The following is a 17,778-nucleotide window of genomic DNA, read 5'->3' as shown; positions in this document are numbered from 1 at the left end:
TTGGGCGAGCAAGAAGTCGACCCGCCCGCCGGGGCGGGACCCGGCAAGCCCTCCGCCCGCTGGGCGGGAAATCCAAGACCGCCGCCGGTCGCCGGCAAGCTCCGCCGCTCGACGAGCGGCAAATCCCATCCTCCTGCCCTTGACAAAACGCGCCGAATGTTGTACACTTAATCGGTATAGTTTATCCTTTCTGGAAAAGCGCAAACAAAGGAGCGGATTTCATGTATATCACCCTCGAGGCCGACTATGCGGTGCGTATTGTCAACTGTCTGGCGAAGAACGGGAGCCGGATGGATGCCAAGGCGCTCTCCGCCGCGACGGGCGTGACCCTGCGCTTTTCCCTCAAAATCCTGCGCAAGCTGGTCGCACAGGGAATCGTCCGGTCCTACAAGGGCACGCAGGGCGGCTACGAGCTCGCCCGTGCGCCGCAGGAGATCCCGCTCGGTGAGGTCATCGAGACGGTGGAGGGGCCGATTACGATCAGCCGGTGCGTCGGCGGCGACGGGGAGTTCCAGTGCACCCGCGTTGAGGAGGGGGAGTGCCGGTTCAACCGCGCCTACGCCGAGATCGCGAAGCTGGTGCGCGACCGCCTCTACGCCATCCACTTCGGCGAATGACCGCGCCGTTTGCCGCGGGGCTGGCCGCCGGGTGCGCATGGGCGGCGGCGGACGCGCTGCTGCTGCGCTATGCCGCGAAAAAAGCGGCGAAAGCTCCCGAACGCGCCGGAACCCTTGTCATGCTGGGGTTTGCGGCGCGCTGGTTCTTTACGGTCGCGCTGATCGCGCTGGCGCTGATTCTGCCGCAGCTCGACGCGGTGGGGGCGCTGCTGCCGCTAATCGCGCAGAAGCTGCTGCTTGCCCTGCTTGCGGCGCTGCCCCGCCGACAGAAAACAGACGCGCCGCCGGAGGGCGGCGCACGGAAGGAAGATGGACCAAAATGACGGAACGAGAAAAGATGCTCGCCGGGGAGCTGTACGACCCCGGCGACCCCGAGCTGGTGCGGCTGCGCCTGACGATGCGGCAGCTCTGCCAGGCCTACAACAATTTGCCGCCCGAGGACGAGGCGGGGCACGACCGCCTGCGCCTGCGGATGTTCGGGGCGCACAGGGAGTACGCCTACATGGAGCCGCCCGTGTGGTTCGATTACGGCGTCAACATCTCGGTGGGCGAGCATTTTTACGCCAATTTCGGTCTGACCGTGCTGGACAGCGCGCCGGTCGTCATCGGCGACCATGTGCAGATCGGGCCCAATGTGGATATTTACACAGCCACCCATCCGCTCGATCCGGCGGCGCGCGCCACGGGACTCGAGTTCGGAAAGCCGGTGCGCATCGGCAATCACGTCTGGATCGGCGGGCATACGGTGATCAACCCCGGCGTGACGATCGGCGACAACACGGTGATCGGTTCGGGCAGCGTCGTGACGCGGGACATCCCCGCGGGCGTGCTGGCGGCGGGCAATCCCTGCCGCGCCATCCGGAAGATCGTGGAGCGCCTGTGACCAAAGGGAACTTTCGGGAAAGTTCCCTTTGGAAACCCTCAAAGCGTTTGGCGCAGGCGGGGCGTTGCCCACATCCGTCCCGCGCGGTTTGTGAAGCAGAGGAAAGCGGCCGCCCTTCCGGGCGGCCGCTTTGTTTTTTATTCCGCGCGTCGGAAGGCGCGCCGGTCAATAGTCGATGACGACAAATTCCCCGAGGTTTTCGGGGGCGTCGAGGGGTTTTGAAAAGTCGGCCGGATAGAAGCATCCGGAGTGGGGCTTTTCGGGCCCCTCGCAGAGCTTGTAGAGGTTCCCGGTAAAGACCGCGTCCTTTACGGGGGAGAAGCGGGGATAGTAGGTCTTCATGACGGCGGCGGAGAGGAAGAGGTTGCCGCCCCAGAACACGCCCTGCAAATCCTCGCCGGTAAACATGTGGAGCGACGCGGCCTCCGCCGCGACAAGGACGGTGGTGACCTCCTCCTCGCCGCGCAGGATGCGCATGCTCCGATCGGCGTGGATCGAGAGGGTGAGGGCGGGCTCGTCCCCGGTAAAACGGAAGACCGCCCGCAGCTCGCTCTGCGGGAGCGGTTCCGCCTCGAAAGCGAGCAGCTGGAGGGAGAGACCTCCGTGGGAAAAGCAGACGCGCGCCTGGGAATAGGGCTTGTAATCCCGCTTTTCAAGCGGGAAGGTGGTGAGCTTGGCGACGTGAAGCGTCTCGTAGTCGGGCTCGCCGGGAAAGAGGCGGACTTTAAAGGCCATGTAAAAACCTCCTGTAATCAGACGTCGGGCTGGGGATAGCTGCCGTCGGGGCTGTAGATGATGTAGCTGATGATGCCGTTCTGGGAGGCGGCGCCGATCTGGGCGTTAATATCATCGACCGTATACATCTTATTATTCTCGATCGTGTAGGAGGCGGGATACGCCTGCACGAGCACGGTGACGTTTTTGCCCGCGACGTCGGGGGCGATGAACTTGAGCAGGCTGTCGACGGTGCCGCGCGGGTCAAGCACGGGCGCCTCGAGCGAAAAGCTCTCAAGGGTGAAGCCGTCGCCGAACTGGGCGGGCATCACGCCGATGGTCACATTGTCGTTGGCCAGCGCGAGGGGGTTGGAGCCGTAATAGGTGTTGTTGCCGCCGAGCGCGGCGAGCCCGGAGATATAGACGCTCACGTCGCCGCCCTTGTCCCGCACCTGCCGGTCGATTTGGTCGAGAAAGACGGAGAGCGCGTCCGACCGGGTCACCCCGTCGGCGGTCGGGCCGTAGGAGGCGTACTCCTGCCCGTAGCCGGTGGGGAAGCTGACGTTGTCGAGCAGGATCCGCCCCACCCCGAGCGACACGCTCTCGGTGGCGATGTCGATGACGTAGGCGCGGGCCAGGTCGGAGTAGGGGTTGAGCCAGGGCATGCCGCCCTGGTCGGCGGCGTTGTCGAGCCAGAGGATTTCGGTGTTCATGTATTTGATGCCCGCGTCGGGAATCCGGGAGGGCGCGATGGGGTCCCGGAAGGCGTTGAGCCGCCCGATGGGGATGAGGTTCTTCTCCCTGAGCTTTTGGCAGAGGGCCGCGAGGTCATAGGCGTTTTCCGCCTGCGCGCCCGACTGCGCCACCAGGTCGAGGTCGGACCGGTAGAGGATGTTGCCCTGCTGGTCCTTGAGGTCGAAGAGCACCGCGTTGATCTCGGTACGGGTGAGTTCGTCGAGCAGCTGGTCAAGCCCGGCGGAATCCCGGACCTGCGCGTTCGTCAGGTAGAGCGCGCGCACGTCGGCGGGGACGGGCGGCTCGGGCTCGGGCTCCGCCTCGGGCGTGTCTGCGGGAGGGGGCGCGGGCTCGGCCTCGCTCTGCGCGCTGTGGGAAGCGGCCGCGAGCGCGCCCGAGAAGTAGTCGCGGATGGGGCCGTAGGCGTTATAGCCCACGAACGCCACGATAAAGACGGCGGCGGCGGCCAGCGCCCCCCGCAGGATGAGAGAACCTGCCGAGCGCTTGCCGCGGTAGATGCGTTTGTACCGTTTGATCTTGTAATTCTTTGCCATCATATCACCACCGTTTCAGGATAGGCGCCTTGAAAAACCGTCAGGTCGGGAGCTGGTGGCCGATCAGCCCGTAGATCGCCAGGGAGAGGATGCCGATATAGAGCAGCATGATGGGCAGCCCGCGGAAGGCGCGGGGCACGTCGGACAGGGCGATGCGGCGGCGGCCCTCCCGCACGAGCAGCAGGGCGGCGGTATAGCCGACGCCCGAGCCGAACGCGAAGCCGAGGGTTTTGACAAAGCCGTAGCCGCCCGAAAAGGCGATGAGGATGGTGCCGAGCACGGCGCAGCTGAAGGCCGCGTTCGCGGCGTCGCGGCGCAGCGGGTAGTGAATGCGCGGGAACCACGCGCGGGTGACGAGGTAGAGCAGCGTGAAGACGGCGCAGACGCACGCCAGCGTGGCGATCGAGCTCAGATAGCGGATGCCGAGCCGGGTGGAGAGCTGCTGTTCGCGCAGCAGCCGGTTGAGCGGCCACGCGAGCGCGGCGGAAACGACGGTGATAAAGGTGAGCGCCGCGCCGAACACGAAGATGCGGCGGGGGGCCCCCATCATCAGCGTGTCCCTGCTCGACCCGAGCCCGCGGGTAAAGACCGCGTTCTGCAGCACGGCCGCGGAAAGGGCGATGATCAAAAATTCAGACAGAACGTTCATGGGTTACCTCCATAGAAAACCGGCGGGCCGGTTATTCCGGTTTGGGATTGTGCCGCCGGTAGGAGAAGACGAGCACGGCGCGCCGCAAAAAGCGCACGAACGCGCTGAGCAGCGCGACGGCGATGAAGCCCGCGAACGCGATCTGGACGCCCTCCGCCCGGAAGGGGAGGGGGACCGGGACGCCCCACAGGGAGCCCGCCCCGAGCAGCTCGCGGAAGAAGGCGATCAGGCACATGGCCAGCGCGAAGCCGATGCTGTAGGCCGCCGCGTCGACGAGCGCCATGACGGGCCGGTCGGCCGGGCGCTCATAGCGGGCGCAGAGGGTCAGCAGGATGGTGTTGACCGAGAGGATGGGCACATAGACGCCCAGCGAGTCGGCGACCTCGGGGGAGATGGGCAGGATGAGCGGCACGCACGCGACGACCACCACCATTGAAAAGAGGGTGTAGACCACGGGCGAAAACCACCTCGGCAAAAACCTGCCGACCAGCGAGGCGAGCAGCACGGTGGGGATGAGCGAGCAGGCGAGCAGGATGGAGATCGACACGCTGCTGCGCAGGCTGGTGGTAACCATCACCGCGAAGGGGAGCGCCAGCCCGCAGCAGAGCACGGGGTTCCTGCCGAAGATGCCGTCAAACCAGCGTCCGCGCCTGCGGGTTTGTTTTAGCTTTTCTAGCTTCAAGGTGTTTCCTCCTTATGGCGCGGTGCAGCGATTCGTTGTAGCGGTCGATCAGCGGGACGAACGCGTTTGCAATGAGCACCGCGAAGGGCATACTTTCCTCATATCCGCCGAAGTAGCGGAAGAGCATGGCGACCACGCCCGCGAAGACGCCGTACACCGCCATCGAGGAATCCCGCTTGGGGCTGGTGACGGGGTCGGTGAGGACGAAGACCGCGCCGAAGAGCAGCGTCCCGGACATGAGTTCGTAAAAGACCGCCTGCAGCCCGGTTCCCGCGCGCGGGAAGAGGAGCGCCACCACGGCGCAGGCCGCGAGGAAGGGCAGCGGGAGCTGCCAGCGCACCGTGCGCCGGAAGATGAGGTAGACCAGGCAGGCGAGGATGACGAGGATGTTGGTCGCGCCCATCGGGCCGGGGTAGTTGCCGAAGAGCAGATCGGTGAGGTTGTTGGCGGGAACGCCGCCGACCTTGAGCACGAAGGCGGGGTTCTGGTAGAGCAGCGCGGTGACCTCGCCGAAGGCGGGGATGCGGTCAAAGGGCATCGGGTACATGAACACGAGCCCCGGCCAGCAGATCGCCGCGAAGGAGAAGCCCGCCGCCGCGGGATTGAAGAGGTTCTGCCCGGTGCCGCCGAACGGGTGCTTGACGATCGCGATGGCGAAGACGGCGGCGGCCGCGACCACATAGTAGGGGATCGTCGCAGGCATCGTCAGCGCGATGATAAGCCCCGTGACCACGGGAGAGAGGTCGCGCGGATTGGGGCGCCTGCCGCGGATGAGGGTGCACAGCGCGTCGCAGACGACCGCTGTGACGACCGACACGGCGCAGACGATCAGCGCGCGCCCGCCGTAGTAGAGGAACGCCAGCACGCACAGCACGAGCAGCAGGATGATCATATCGGACATGAGCGTCCGGTTGCTTTCGGGAAAGCGGATGTGGGGGGCCGCCCTGCGATTCAGTTTCAACGGTCGTCCCCCCCTTTTGCGGTGGAATCATTTTTGCGCCAGCCGTGCATCGGGTCCGGCTCCTGAGCGCCCGCCGCCGTCAGCGCGGCGGCCTGTTCGTCCGGTTCCCGCGCGCTTTCGGGAGCCTGCTCCGGTTCGGGCCCGAGCAGCTCCACCTCGATGGGCGCGTCCCCGGCACCGTCCGGTTCGGCGGACGCGGAAAGTTCCGGCGCGGTCTCCCCGGGCGCCTGCGGCGCGGGCGGTTCCTCCGCGGCCTCCCGCCCGTCGAGATCGCGCCCGCCGAGCACCACCGTGACCGGACGCCCCTCGAAGGCGGCCTGCGCCTGCCGGGCGGCGTCCGCCGCGGCGCGGGCGTTTTCCTTCGCCTGGTCGAGCGCGGCCTCGATGTCGGCGCGCGCCCGTTCATCCGTTTGGCGCGCCTCCGAGAGACGCGCCTCGTAGGCTTCCTTCGCGGCCTGCTTGGCCCGTTCGTATTCCCGCTGGGCGGCCTCATAGACCTCCAGCGCCCCTGCGCGGGCCTGCGCGTCCGCCTCCTGCGCCGCCTCATAGACCTTCAGCGCGGCAGCCTTGTCCGCCCCACAGGTCTCCTGCGCCGCCTCGTAAACCTTCAGCGCGGCGGCCTTGTCCGCCTCGCTGGTCTGCCGGACCGCCTCGAGGGTCTCCCGCGCGGCGAGCCTGGCCGCCTCCGCGGCCTGCCGCGCCGCTTCGACCGCCTCTTTGGCGGCGGCGCGGGAGCGCGCGCCCTTTTCAAGCTCGGATTCATAATCGGCCTTCGCGGCGGCCTTCGCCTCGACGCAGGCGGCCTGCGCCTCGGCACGGACCCGTTCCGCGCCCGCCTGGAGTTCGTCCAGCGTCTTTTTGAACGCCTGCCTGTCGTCGTCGGAGAGCGCGGAATTGCGCTCCGCCTTTGCGAGCGCCTTCGCCGCGTCCTTTTCGGCGCTCTGCTGCGCCTTGAGCGCGTCGGAAAACGCCCTGTCCGCCGCCTTTTCGGCCGCCTGCATCCGCTTGAGCGCGGCGGCGTCCGCGCGCTCGGCGGCCCGGTCGGCGGCGTCCCTTGCGGCTTCCTCGTCGGAAACCGACTTGTCGGCGGCCTGTTCGGACGCCTGCCTCTGGCGCTCGGCCTGCGCGATCGCGCCGTCGGCGGCCTGCCCGGCCTCCTGCTTTTGGCGCAGCGCCTGTGCGAGCGCCTCGTCGGCGGCGCGTTCCGCCGCCTGTTTTGCCTCGAGCGCCTGCGCGAGGGTACGGTCGGCCTGTGCGTCGGCGGCGCGGTGGTCCGCAAGCGCCTGTGCGAGGACGCGGTCCGCCTCCCTGTCCGCGGCGGCGTGCGCGGCCGCGGCTTCGCCGCGGCGCTTTTCGTCGGCGCGGCGCGCGGCGGCCAGGGCCCTCCGGCGGTCGATTTCCGCGCGGTGGAGCGCGTAATCTGCCAGGTAGCTCTCATAGTCGGCGGCGTCCTTCTTGGCGAGCAGGGCCGCGTTTGTCCGGATCGAACCGGTCATCGGCTTAAAGCTGCGCGCGGCCTTCTGGACCGTCTCGGCCAGGTCGAGCTTGGCGGGGCACATGTAGCTGCATGTCCCGCAGCCGATGCACATCTGCGCGTCGAGGGTGCGGAAGGCGGCGTACCGTTTCTCCCGGACGGCGCGGTAGATAAAGAAGGGGTTGAGCCCCTTGGGACAGACGTGGACGCAGCGGGAACAGCCGATGCAGCCGAACCCGAGGCTTTTGAAGTCCTGGCGGAAGGCGAGGACGGCGCGCGTGGAGGGGGTGACGAGGGTGTTCTCGGTGTCGATGACCGAGATGCCGGTCATCGAGCCGCCCACGACGACGCGCGCGGGGTCCTCGATGAGTCCGCAGCGCTCGAGCACCTGCGCGACGGTCATGCCGAGGGAGACTTCGAGGTTGGTGGGGTTGCCGATGCAGTCCCCCGCCACGGTGACGAAGGTGGTGGTCTGCGGACGGTTGAAAAGCACCGCGCGCGCGAGCTGGATGAGAGCGCCCACGCCGATGAGCAGGACGTCGTCGTCGGCCTCGAAGGCCTGCGACGCCTGGTATTCCGCCGGGTAACGCCCGCGGATGCGGCGGACGGAAAAGCCCTCGATCTTCCGCGGGATGCGGATGTCGAGGTCGGTCAGATTCTTATAGACGGCGAACTGCGCCTCGGCGGCGCCGGCCGCGCGCTGCGCGAGGCGCAGGCCGAGGGCGCTGTGGGCGGGGTTCTTGAGCAGGGGGCCCAGCTGGCTGGAGAGGTAGGGCTCGTCGTCGACCGCGTCGGCGATCAGCAGGCGGGGGGGCGCTTCGGGGCAGGCCGCGAGCTTGTCCGCCAGCGGCTGGCCGTCCCGCTCGTCGACGATATGCGCGTCGCGCGCGAGCGCGGTGATCTCCGCGGGCGTGAGGGAATCCGCGTCCCCGACGGGCGGGCGGTCCATCGTCACGCCGATGGTGTCGGCGTTGACAAACTCACGCAGGTCCCGGGAGAGCGCGGGCTCTTTATGCTGCTGAAGCAGGATGCCTTTATAGAAAAAACCCGCCATAAGCAACCTCCGATAATCAAAAAATTGCGAAGAACATAAGATAGTGCGGGGGGAATGTGCGATGGAGTATAAACAGCTCGGCCCGCGCCGCCTGCAGGTGGCGCTCACGCGCGAGGAGCTCGAGGAGCTGGGCCTCAGCTACGACGCGCTCGACTACCGCGACCTGCGCACCCGCTCGCTGCTGCTGACGCTGCTCGTGGAGGTGGCCCCCGCGGGGGAGGGCGGCTGCGAAATCCGCTTTTCGGGCCTGGGCCGGCGGCGTCCCCGGCGGTGGAAGGTGCGGCGGCATGTCGCCGCGCCCGTGGTCTATGCCTTCGACGACGTCGACACGCTGATCGAAGGCGCGGTCAAACTGTTCCGGCGCTGCTCCCACCGGATCCTGCGCAGCGCCCTCTACCGCATGGGGAGGGGCTGGCGGCTGGTGGTACGCCCGCTCGACGAGGCGGGCGGCGTGACCCTCTCGCTGCTCGACGAATTCGCGCCGCGCTGCGGGGAGGGGGAGCTGGCCGAGGCGTGGCTCGGGGAGCACGCCGAACAGGTGCTGGACGACAAGGCGGTCGATTTGATCTGCGCCTACTTCGGCTGAGGGCTAAAGCGCCTGCTCCGCGGCGGCGCGCAGCCCGGCGACCGCGGCGGCGTAGTCGGGCTTCCCGAAGAGGGCGCTGCCCGCGACGAAGACGTTCGCGCCCGCGCGCACGACGGCGGGGACGGTGCGCTCATCGATGCCCCCGTCCACCTCGATGTCCATCGGGATGCCCAGCCGGTCGCATTCGCGGCGGACGGCCTCGATCTTGGGGCACATGTCCGCCATGAATTTCTGCCCGCCGAACCCGGGCTCCACCGTCATCACCAGCACCATGTCGAGCTGGGAAAGATAGGGGAAGAGGGCTTCGGCGGGAGTCCGGGGCTTGATGGTCATGCCGCATTTTTTGCCCTTCGCCCTGATGGCGTCGATGACGGCCTGCGGATCGCTTTCGCTCTCAACGTGGAAGGTGACGATGTCCGCGCCCATGTCGCAGAACTGCGGCGCGTAGGTGAGCGGGTCGCTGATCATCAGGTGCACGTCGAGCGGCAGGGCGGTCTTTTTGCGCAGAGAGGCGACCACCGGCAGGCCGATGGAGATGTTGGGGACAAAATGACCGTCCATCACGTCGACGTGGACCATTTCGACGCCGGCGCGCTGCATGGCGGACACCTCGGCTTCGAGGTTGGCGAAATCACAGGCGAGGATGGATGGGGAAATTTTGAACATGGCTGCCTCCGTATTGACAGATCTCCCGCAAATGCGGGGCAAAGGCCGCTTCGGGCCTTGAATGTGCACGAATATTATATCGTAATGTGCCGTGGATTGCAAGAAAATAGGGCCGACGGTCGCAGAATTCACAGGGTGTTCACCATTTGGGCGCCGCGGGGCGGGAAGGTGCCGGCCGCGCGGCCGGGAAATAAAGGTCCGCGCGGGTGCGGAAATCTATTGACAAGGGATGGCAAATTTGCTAAAATTAAATGCGTCGCTTAAAGCCTGCGGGTGTAGTTCAATGGTAGAATGTCAGCCTTCCAAGCTGAAAACGTGGGTTCGATTCCCATCACCCGCTCCATAACCCCCCGCGCCTGAGGGCGGCCGATTGTGCGCCAGTAGCTCATCCGGATAGAGCAACTGCCTTCTAAGCAGTAGGTTGGGGGTTCGAGTCCCTCCTGGCGCGCCATTTTCATTCCGCGCCAGGCCTCCTCGAACGCGAAGCGTTCTCGTCGGACGGGACACGGCGGCCCGGACCTGCCGCAGGCAGCTCCGTTCTCGCCTCAACTCCTGGCGCGCCATTTCCTTTCCGCGCCAGGCATAGGCAAACGCGCCGTCCCTGAAAACGGGACACGCCATATGGTGGGTATAGCTCAGTTGGTTAGAGCGCCAGATTGTGGCTCTGGAGGCCGTGAGTTCGAATCTCATTACCCACCCCATCAAATTCCCCGGCCGCGCAGCGGGCGGGGAATTTTACAAATTGGGCCGTCGTCAAGCGGTAAGACACAGCACTTTGACTGCTGCATTCGCAGGTTCGAATCCTGCCGGCCCAGCCAAATAAAAGCGGCTTGCTTTGACAGGCCGCTTTTTATTTGGCGCCCTCCGCCGCGGGCGGAGGCCGGGACAGAACGTTCCGCAAAACGGAAATATGAAGGGGAGGACGTGAAATCGATGTGCTCCGAGGCGGATAAAATGTCTGTGCGCCATGCGGCGCCGGCGGATTTGGACCGGATCTGCGAAATGGAGGCGGCGTGCTTCCCGGAAAACGAGGCGGCCTCGCGGGAGGCCCTCGCCGAACGGCTGGAGACGTACGCGGCTTCCTGTTGGCTGCTGGAGGACGGGGACGTTTTGGCGGCCATGGTCAATGGGATGCCCACGGATGAAAAAGACCTGCTGGACGACATGTACCGGACGACCGGCTATTACCGGGAGGACGGCCGGTGGATGATGATTTTCGGCGTGGACACGGCGCCCGCGTACCGGAGGCGGGGATGCGCGGCCAGGCTTATAAACCGGGTGATCGCCGACGTGAAGGCCGGGGGCAGGGCGGGCGTCGTGCTGACCTGCAAGGCCCGCCTGGTCCCCTACTACGAGCGGTTCGGATTCCGGAGCGAGGGCCTGTCCGCGTCGGCGCACGGCGGGGAGACCTGGTACCAGATGCGGCTGGCATTTTAAGGAGGAGCGGACGCTCCTCCTTTGGCTTTGGGGCGGAAAACCGGCGGACGGGCGAAAAAGGGGAGCGCGCGCATGTAAAACTTTATCTCCCGGGAAAGCCCGGGAAGCCGCCCAAACGCTGATGGAATCGCGGTTTGCGGGGGATAAGAAGTTTAGTTCTAGAAATAGAATGGTTTCCATAAACAGGTAATAACTCCTATAATTTCATTGGAAGGAGTTGATTACCGGTGACCGTGCAGGAACTTGGGCGGAGCGTCAGATTCCGCAGGCAGCAGATGGGCCTTTCTCAGGAGAGCTTTGCGGCGAAAGCGGGAATCAGCCTGCGGAAGCTCAGCGACATCGAGTGCGGCAACGGGAACCCAACCTTCGACACGATGGACAGCATCGCCGCCGCGTTCGGCCTCCAGATCGAGGAATTGATCCGCGCCGACGTCGAGGTCGACCTGCTTCCCCGAAACGATCTCTCCCGCTTCCAGCCGATGCTGGACCGCCTGCCGACGGCACAGCAGGAGCTCTTCCTGTCCGCGGCGGAGGGCGTCCTCATGCAGTGGACCGAGCGGAGCAGGGCGGGGAACGGCGCCGACCGTTAAACGGAAAAGCGTGATATGGAACCGAAGAGGGGAGCGGCATGCCGCTCCCCTCTTTCAGATGATGGAATTACCTGCGCGGGCGGCGGAAAAGCCGTCCCTCCCGGCGGCCCGCTTCCCGCGCGGCGCGCCGGGCCTGCTCCGGGTCCTCCCGCGCTGCCTGCCGCCGGAGGTAATCGCCGAGCTGCGCCTCGTCCTCCCGGTCGAGCGCGTCCTCGCCCGCGAGGGCCTCGATGTGGTGGCGGAACTCGTGGCGGACGGTCCTGCGCAGTTCCCGGCGCAGCTGCATCGGCCCCAGGCGGCCGAACAGGCGCGCGAAGGAGCCGTAGTAGAGGACGATGCTCCGCCCGAGCGGCCCCTCGCAGTATTCGCCGAGGATGAAGAGGTCGTCCTCCCGCGCCGCGGGGTCGCGCTTGGCCTCCTCCAGCAGGCGGACGCCCCCGTTGAGTTCCTCGAAAAAGGCCTCGGGCAGTTCGTCCAGAAGCCCGCCGAGCATCTCCCGCATCTCATCGATCGATATCATAGAAATCCCCTTTGCATGGCGTGTGTGGGAACAGGATAGCGCGGATCGGCCGAAAAGTCAACCGCGGAGGAAAATTCACAAACCGTTCCTTGTGAAAGCGGTCCGGGTGTGGTATACTACTAGCCTAACGATCAAAACAAAGGAGCCAAGCAGATGAAAAAAATCCTGACGATATTCCTGACCCTCGCGGTCATGCTCACCGCCGCCGCGTGCGGCGCGAAGGAGGGGAGCGCGGAGAGCTCCCAGGCGCCGTCTTCCTCCGCGGAGGAGAGCTCCTCCGCGGCTTCGCTGCCCGAGCCGGGCCCCGTCCCGACCGAGGTGGGCGGGGAGGGCCTCGCGCTCATGGAACAGATGACCGCCGCGCTCGAGGGCACGGGCGATTACGCGGACAACCCCACCGCCTCGATCGAGACGAGCGAGGGGACGATCCGGGTGCGCCTCTTCCCGAAGGAGGCCCCCAAGGCGGTGGAGAACTTCCTCACCCACGCGAGGGAGGGCTACTATGACGGCCTCTCCTTCCACCGGGTGATCAACGACTTCATGCTGCAGGGCGGCGACCCGAACGGCGACGGCACCGGCGGCGAGAGCATCTGGGGCGAGCCGTTCGAGGACGAGTTCTCGCCCGTGCTGCGCAACTTCCGCGGCGCGCTTTCGATGGCGAACTCGGGTGCGAACACCAACGGCAGCCAGTTCTTCATCGTGCAGCGCGGGGACGCGCTCTCGGGGATGAGCCTGTCCGACTACCTGCTTAACCTCTATATGAACGACCAGGTCTCGGCCGCGCAGAGGGAGATCTCCGAGATGGCGGCGGGCGGCGGGACGCAGGAGGAGATCAACGCGCGGATCGACGAGCTCAACAGCGAGCTTGACGGCAAATATGCGGCGGGGGTCCCGCAGGACTACGCGGACCGGAAGCTCCCGGCGCTCAAAAAATACGAAGAGGTGGGCGGCACGCCCCACCTCGACGATGTGCACACGGTGTTCGGCTACGTGATCGAGGGTATGGACGTCGTCGACGGGATCGCCGCGCTCGACACGGGGGAGACCGACCAGGCGGGCAATCCGGCCGGCAGGACGAGCAAGCCGGTGACCATCGTCAAGGTCACCGTGGAGGAATAGGCTCCCCGGGCGGGCCGCGGGCCCGCCCGCTTTTTTGGTTTGAGGATAGAGAGGGAAGAGAATGAAACTGTTTGTAAACGACCGCGGCTTTTATAAGTCGCTGATGCTGATCGCGGTGCCCATCGCGCTGCAAAACCTGATCACCGTGGCCGTCTCGATGATGGACACGCTGATGATCGGGCAGCTCGGCGAGGTGCAGCTGTCCGCGACGTCGATCGCCAACCAGCTGTGGTTCATGCTGATGGTCGTCTGCTTCGGCGTGGCGGGCGGCGCCAACGTGCTGATCGCCCAGTACTGGGGGAAACGGGACGTGGAGGTCATCCGCCGGGTCGAGGCGATGACCTATAAGATCGGGATGGCGGCGGCGGTCGTCTTCTCCTGCGTGGCGCTCTTTTTTCCGCGCCAGTTCATGGGCATCTTTACGACCGAGGAGGCCGTCATCGATTTCGGCGTGCAGTACCTGCGGATTCTCGGGTGGTCCTATCCGTTCTATACGGCGGCGAACCTGACGATCATGATGCTGCGCTCGGTGGGGACGGTGAACATTTCGATCGCCGTCTACCTCGCCTCGCTGGTGGTCAACACCTCGCTCAACTATGTGCTGATCTTCGGCAAGTTCGGCGCGCCCAGGCTGGAGGTGCGCGGCGGCGCGGTCGCGACCGTCTGCGCCCGCCTCGTCGAGTTCGGCGTCGCGGCGGGCTACCTCTTTTTGAGGGAGAAAAAGATCCGGTTCTCGCTGCGCGACCTGCTCCCGAGCAACCGCGGCTTCTATAAGAAATATTTCACCGTCTCGGTCCCGGTCATCGGCAACGAGCTGATGTGGGGGATCGGCACCTCGATCACGGCGGTGGTCATCGGGCGCATGGGCACCAACTTCGTGGCGGCCAACTCGATCTACACGGTGATCAACCAGCTCGTGTCGGTGATGATCTTCGGCGTGGGCAACGCCGCACTCACCGTCGTGGGCAACACGATCGGCGCGGGCGAATACGAGAAGGCCAAGCAGCGTTCGGTCACGCTGCTGGCGCTCTCGGTGGTGCTGGGGCTCTTTTCGGCGGCGGTGACGCTGGCGCTCGGGCCGGTGGTCATCTCCTTCTACAGCTTCTCCGAGGCGACGATCTCGATCGCCCGGGGGATCACCCGCGTGGGCGCGCTCATCGTCTTCTTCCAGTCGCTCGCGATCACCGGCATGGTGGGCATCCTGCGCGCGGGCGGGGACGCCAAGTTCGTGCTCATCTGCGAGACGGCGTTTTTGTGGGGCGTGGCGGTGCCGCTCGGCTTCCTGACGGGGCTGGTTCTCGGCTGGCCCGCACCCGCCGTCTTCCTCTGCCTCAAGTGCGACGAAATCCTCAAAACGGTGGTCTCGAGTTTCCGCATCCTCGGCTTCAAATGGCTGCGCGATTTGACGGTGCGCGATTAGCCGCGTGAAATTTTGGGAAAAACGTCAAAAAACCGGGGGAGCCGGCGCGCTATTTTTGAAATAGCTTGACAAAACCGAACCCCGTGGCTATAATAAATAGCGTATCAATTTGGTCACTGCGTTTTATACGCCGGGGAGAACGAGGTCTCATGAACGACACTGCAAAATCCACCTCTCTCTGCGACGCCAGCGATGAGGCCCTTGCCCTGCGGGCAAAGGGCGGCGACGACGAGGCGCTGGCCATCTTGATCAAGCGGTACGGATCGTTTGTCCACGCGCGCGCGCGTTCCTATTCCCGGGGCGGGCCGGACGCGGACGACCTCTGCCAGGAGGGCATGATCGCGCTGCTCAAGGCGGTGCGCAACTACCGCGAGGACGCCCCCGGGCGCTTCAAGACGTTTGCGGCGGTGTGCGTGAACAACAAGCTCATCAGCACCGTGACGGCGCATATGCGCGACAAGAACGCGCCGATGCGCAGCTATCTTTCCCTGGGCGGGGACGTGCCGGAGGAGGCGCTCGCGTCTCCCGAAGACGACCCCGAGCAGCTGCTGATCGCGAGCGAGGAGACAACCGCGCGCAACCGGCAGATAGCCACCCTTTTGTCCCCATTTGAACGGCAGGTTTTAAGATTGTACCTCAGCTCCTACTCTTACGACGAGATGTCCCGCGAACTCGGTTCATCCTCGAAAGCTGTTGACAACGCCTTGCAGAGAGTGCGGCGAAAGCTGCGGAGCGTTTTCCAGTGAAAGCGCACGCGATCCATTTTGTGACAGTCCCGAGAGGGATTGCATAATAACTACCCTTTGGCGCCATTGGCAGAGCTTGGTTTTCAATCTCGGTCCACGCAGTTCCAGCGGGTAAATCAAATTTTAAGCGAGGTAACCAAAATGTACACTGACAAAACACTGACATGCAAAGAGTGCGGAGCCGAGTTCGTCTTCACAGCGGGAGAGCAGGAGTTCTACGCTGAGAGAGGCTTTGTCAACGAGCCCCAGCGCTGCAAGGCTTGCCGCGACGCCCGCAAGAACAATGCGCGCCCCCAGAGAGAGATGTTCACCGCCACCTGCGCTTCCTGCGGCGGCGAGGCGAAGGTTCCCTTCCAGCCCCGTGAGGACCGCCCGGTCTACTGCTCCGAGTGCTTTGCCAAGATGAAGGAGCAGCAGTAATCTGTTTGCATCTTCCGGCCGCCGTTTTATAACGGCGGCCGTTTTCATGCCCATGAAAAGTTGGATTCCCCCTGTTCGCGGCGCGGAAAAGATGTTATAATATCCGCAGGGAACCCGCAGCCTAAAATCGGATTTCCAAAACGGAGGTTTATAAAATGGTCTATACGAAGGATACGCTGATCGGCGAGGCGCTGGACAACGATATGTCCCTCGCGAAATATTTCCTTGAGATGGGGATGCACTGCCTGGGCTGCCCCTCCTCGCGCGGGGAGACGATCGAAGAGGCCTGCATGGTGCACGGGGTCGACTGCGACGCGCTGCTCCGCAGGCTCAACGCCACCGACGCCAAAAACGTGCTGGCCTGATGGAACGCCTGCCCAGGCTGGACGCGCGGCTCCTGACCATCGCCTCGATGGTGCGGGAGGGGGCGCGCTGCGCGGATATCGGCTGCGACCACGGTTACCTGGTCGCCTGGCTCGCCGCGCAAAAAAAGATTTCCGCGGGCTATGCCTGCGACATCAACCGGAAGCCGCTGGAGAAGGCGGCTTTCACTTTGTCCGAATACGGCGTCGCCGACCGGGTGAAACTGATTCTGTGCGCGGGGCTCGACGGGCTCCCGGCGGGCGGGGCGGACGACATCGTGATTGCAGGGATGGGGGGCGACCTCATCTGGGAGATCATCGGCAAAGCGCCCTGGACCCGCGCCCCCGCGCTGCGCTTCGTGCTCCAGCCGATGACGAAATCCGAGCGGCTGCGCCGCAGCCTCGCGGAAAACGGCTTCGCCGTTTTGCGGGAGGAAGCGGTCGTGTCGGGGAACTTCCCCTACACGGTCATGCAGGCCGCCTATGCCGGCCGGGCGCGGACGCTCACGCCCGCCGAGGCGTACTGCGGAACGCTGCTCGACGACCCGTCGCCCGCCGCGCGGCAGTACCTTTCCAAGACGGCGCGGCTCATCCGCGAGCGGGTGGAGGGGCTGGAGCGCGCCGCCGCTCCCGGACCGGAATATGAGGAACTGCGGGCGCTTTTAAAAGAACTGGAAAGCAGGTGCACGGCATGAATGTGAAGGACGTCTATAACGCCATCGACGCGGCGGCCCCCTTTTCGCTCGCGATGGATTTTGACAACCCCGGGCTGCTCGTCGGGGACCCGGAAGAGCAGGTGAGGGGCGCGCTTGTCGCGCTCGACGTGACCGACAACGTGATCGACGAGGCCGTTTCGCGCGGCGCGAACCTCATCGTGACCCACCATCCGGTGATCTTCCACCCCATGAAGCGGGTCACCGCAGACACCCTCGTGTGGCGGCTCGTCCGGGCGGGGCTGTCGGTCGTCAGTGCCCACACCAACCTCGACATCGCCAGGGGCGGCGTCAACGACATCCTTGCCGCGCGGCTCGAGCTTTCGGATCCCGCGCCGCTCGAGGAGACCTGCCCCGGCGAGGGGATCGGCCGGGTGGGAACCCTCGCGCGCGGCATGACCCCGCCGGAATTCGCCTACTACGTCAAACGGATGCTCGACCTTCAGGCGGTGCGCTACTGCGACGGCGGCCGCGCGATCGAACGGGTGGCGGTGTGCGGCGGCTCGGGCGGGAATATGCTTGACGCGGCCGCCGCGGCGGGCTGTCAGGCGTATGTCACCGGCGACATCAAGCACGACGTGATGCTCGACGCGGTCCACCGCGGAATCACCCTGCTCGACGCGGGGCATTTCGGCACCGAGACGATCGTGCTCGACTACCTCGCCGGGCTCGTCCGCGCCGCCGCCGGGGAGAGTGTTCCCGTCGTGATCGCGCGCACGAACGTCGACGTGACGACGACGATTTAGCAGCCTCCCGGGCGGCGGAGCTTTTAGATTTGCCGCTCATCGAGCGGCGGAGTTTGTCGGTGGCCGACCGACAGCGGTCCTTAGGATTACCGCTCAGTGAGCGGTGTAGTTGCCGGGACCCGCCCCGGCG

General features: G+C 65.5%; 21 protein-coding genes and 4 tRNA genes. 17 read left to right on the top strand and 8 right to left on the bottom strand.

The window, feature by feature from the left end:
- Positions 1 to 221: 221 nt before the first annotated feature.
- From RDM88_RS06900 to RDM88_RS06890, 3 genes are read left to right on the top strand one after another with little or no spacing between them, the layout of a single operon-like run.
- Positions 222 to 617 carry an Rrf2 family transcriptional regulator gene (locus tag RDM88_RS06900; RefSeq protein ID WP_101549430.1) on the top strand — a complete coding sequence of 132 codons (396 nt, stop codon included), beginning with the start codon at positions 222 to 224 and terminating at the stop codon, positions 615 to 617.
- Entirely contained in the window at positions 614 to 940 is a 327-nt protein-coding gene (locus tag RDM88_RS06895; protein ID WP_308754128.1) for an ATP synthase subunit I, read from the top strand. The genes RDM88_RS06900 and RDM88_RS06895 overlap by 4 nt, the downstream gene beginning before the upstream one ends.
- On the top strand, positions 937 to 1,500 hold the full coding sequence (locus tag RDM88_RS06890; protein ID WP_308754127.1) for a sugar O-acetyltransferase: 564 nt from the start codon (positions 937 to 939) through the stop codon (positions 1,498 to 1,500). The genes RDM88_RS06895 and RDM88_RS06890 overlap by 4 nt, the downstream gene beginning before the upstream one ends.
- Positions 1,501 to 1,665: 165 nt before the next feature.
- Here RDM88_RS06890 and RDM88_RS06885 read toward each other — a convergent pair whose 3' ends face one another.
- From RDM88_RS06885 to RDM88_RS06860, 6 genes are read right to left on the bottom strand one after another with little or no spacing between them, the layout of a single operon-like run.
- Complete coding sequence (locus RDM88_RS06885; protein ID WP_308754126.1) at positions 1,666 to 2,235, bottom strand: hypothetical protein; 570 nt, start codon at positions 2,233 to 2,235, stop codon at positions 1,666 to 1,668.
- Between the two features lie 17 nt (positions 2,236 to 2,252).
- A complete protein-coding gene (locus tag RDM88_RS06880) occupies positions 2,253 to 3,503 on the bottom strand; it encodes a putative glycoside hydrolase (RefSeq protein ID WP_308754125.1) in 1,251 nt (416 codons plus the stop codon).
- Positions 3,504 to 3,543: 40 nt separating this feature from the next.
- Complete coding sequence (locus RDM88_RS06875; protein WP_308754124.1) at positions 3,544 to 4,152, bottom strand: Rnf-Nqr domain containing protein; 609 nt, start codon at positions 4,150 to 4,152, stop codon at positions 3,544 to 3,546.
- A gap of 31 nt (positions 4,153 to 4,183) precedes the next feature.
- Entirely contained in the window at positions 4,184 to 4,834 is a 651-nt protein-coding gene (locus tag RDM88_RS06870) for an Rnf-Nqr domain containing protein (protein WP_308754123.1), read from the bottom strand.
- A complete protein-coding gene (locus tag RDM88_RS06865; RefSeq protein ID WP_308754122.1) occupies positions 4,785 to 5,795 on the bottom strand; it encodes an RnfABCDGE type electron transport complex subunit D in 1,011 nt (336 codons plus the stop codon). Before RDM88_RS06865 ends, RDM88_RS06870 begins: the two co-directional genes overlap by 50 nt.
- Positions 5,792 to 8,323: a 4Fe-4S dicluster domain-containing protein gene (locus RDM88_RS06860; RefSeq protein WP_308754121.1), complete on the bottom strand. Its 2,532-nt coding sequence runs from the start codon at positions 8,321 to 8,323 to the stop codon at positions 5,792 to 5,794. The genes RDM88_RS06865 and RDM88_RS06860 overlap by 4 nt, the downstream gene beginning before the upstream one ends.
- A 61-nt stretch (positions 8,324 to 8,384) precedes the next feature.
- On the opposite strand from RDM88_RS06860, the gene RDM88_RS06855 reads away from it, so the two are divergent.
- Entirely contained in the window at positions 8,385 to 8,909 is a 525-nt protein-coding gene (locus RDM88_RS06855; protein ID WP_308754120.1) for a hypothetical protein, read from the top strand.
- A 3-nt stretch (positions 8,910 to 8,912) separates the two neighbouring features.
- On the opposite strand, the gene rpe is transcribed toward RDM88_RS06855, so the two are convergent.
- Positions 8,913 to 9,575 (bottom strand): ribulose-phosphate 3-epimerase, encoded by a 663-nt coding sequence (gene rpe / locus RDM88_RS06850; protein ID WP_308754119.1) that lies wholly within the window; start codon positions 9,573 to 9,575, stop codon positions 8,913 to 8,915.
- Between the two features lie 269 nt (positions 9,576 to 9,844).
- Here rpe and RDM88_RS06845 point away from each other — a divergent pair.
- The 6 genes from RDM88_RS06845 to RDM88_RS06820 all read left to right on the top strand — a co-directional run bounded on the left by RDM88_RS06845 (position 9,845) and on the right by RDM88_RS06820 (position 11,602).
- A tRNA-Gly gene (locus tag RDM88_RS06845) sits at positions 9,845 to 9,918 on the top strand.
- 31 nt (positions 9,919 to 9,949) lie between these two features.
- Positions 9,950 to 10,026: transfer RNA gene (locus RDM88_RS06840), tRNA-Arg, on the top strand.
- A 173-nt stretch (positions 10,027 to 10,199) separates the two neighbouring features.
- Positions 10,200 to 10,276 (top strand) — tRNA-His (locus tag RDM88_RS06835).
- A 42-nt stretch (positions 10,277 to 10,318) separates the two neighbouring features.
- Positions 10,319 to 10,393, top strand: a tRNA-Gln gene (locus RDM88_RS06830).
- A gap of 166 nt (positions 10,394 to 10,559) precedes the next feature.
- Positions 10,560 to 11,012: a GNAT family N-acetyltransferase gene (locus RDM88_RS06825; RefSeq protein WP_374045424.1), complete on the top strand. Its 453-nt coding sequence runs from the start codon at positions 10,560 to 10,562 to the stop codon at positions 11,010 to 11,012.
- 227 nt (positions 11,013 to 11,239) lie between these two features.
- Complete coding sequence (locus RDM88_RS06820; protein ID WP_308754118.1) at positions 11,240 to 11,602, top strand: helix-turn-helix transcriptional regulator; 363 nt, start codon at positions 11,240 to 11,242, stop codon at positions 11,600 to 11,602.
- A gap of 67 nt (positions 11,603 to 11,669) precedes the next feature.
- Here the strand turns inward: RDM88_RS06820 and RDM88_RS06815 are convergent, their stop codons facing one another.
- On the bottom strand, positions 11,670 to 12,122 hold the full coding sequence (locus RDM88_RS06815; protein WP_308754117.1) for a metallopeptidase family protein: 453 nt from the start codon (positions 12,120 to 12,122) through the stop codon (positions 11,670 to 11,672).
- A 153-nt stretch (positions 12,123 to 12,275) separates the two neighbouring features.
- Here RDM88_RS06815 and RDM88_RS06810 point away from each other — a divergent pair, with 153 nt between their 5' ends.
- The 7 genes from RDM88_RS06810 to RDM88_RS06780 all read left to right on the top strand — a co-directional run bounded on the left by RDM88_RS06810 (position 12,276) and on the right by RDM88_RS06780 (position 17,648).
- Positions 12,276 to 13,241, top strand: a complete 966-nt coding sequence (locus RDM88_RS06810) for a peptidylprolyl isomerase (protein ID WP_374045423.1) — start codon at positions 12,276 to 12,278, stop codon at positions 13,239 to 13,241.
- 61 nt (positions 13,242 to 13,302) lie between these two features.
- Positions 13,303 to 14,661 (top strand): MATE family efflux transporter, encoded by a 1,359-nt coding sequence (locus RDM88_RS06805; protein ID WP_308754116.1) that lies wholly within the window; start codon positions 13,303 to 13,305, stop codon positions 14,659 to 14,661.
- Positions 14,662 to 14,810: 149 nt separating this feature from the next.
- On the top strand, positions 14,811 to 15,407 hold the full coding sequence (locus RDM88_RS06800) for a sigma-70 family RNA polymerase sigma factor (RefSeq protein WP_308754115.1): 597 nt from the start codon (positions 14,811 to 14,813) through the stop codon (positions 15,405 to 15,407).
- 141 nt (positions 15,408 to 15,548) lie between these two features.
- Complete coding sequence (locus RDM88_RS06795) at positions 15,549 to 15,827, top strand: zinc-ribbon domain containing protein (RefSeq protein ID WP_101553177.1); 279 nt, start codon at positions 15,549 to 15,551, stop codon at positions 15,825 to 15,827.
- Between the two features lie 155 nt (positions 15,828 to 15,982).
- Positions 15,983 to 16,192, top strand: coding sequence for a DUF1858 domain-containing protein (locus tag RDM88_RS06790; protein ID WP_308754114.1), 210 nt, complete (start codon positions 15,983 to 15,985; stop codon positions 16,190 to 16,192).
- Positions 16,192 to 16,884, top strand: coding sequence for a class I SAM-dependent methyltransferase (locus RDM88_RS06785; protein ID WP_308754113.1), 693 nt, complete (start codon positions 16,192 to 16,194; stop codon positions 16,882 to 16,884). Before RDM88_RS06790 ends, RDM88_RS06785 begins: the two co-directional genes overlap by 1 nt.
- The gene (locus RDM88_RS06780; protein ID WP_308754112.1) at positions 16,881 to 17,648 is read left to right on the top strand and encodes a Nif3-like dinuclear metal center hexameric protein; all 768 of its coding nucleotides are present in this window, start codon (positions 16,881 to 16,883) and stop codon (positions 17,646 to 17,648) included. The genes RDM88_RS06785 and RDM88_RS06780 overlap by 4 nt, the downstream gene beginning before the upstream one ends.
- Positions 17,649 to 17,778 lie beyond the last annotated feature (130 nt).

Source organism: uncultured Anaerotruncus sp., assembly GCF_902490045.1.
Lineage (GTDB): Bacteria > Bacillota > Clostridia > Oscillospirales > Ruminococcaceae > Anaerotruncus.
This window is presented reverse-complemented; position numbering and strand designations above follow the sequence as displayed.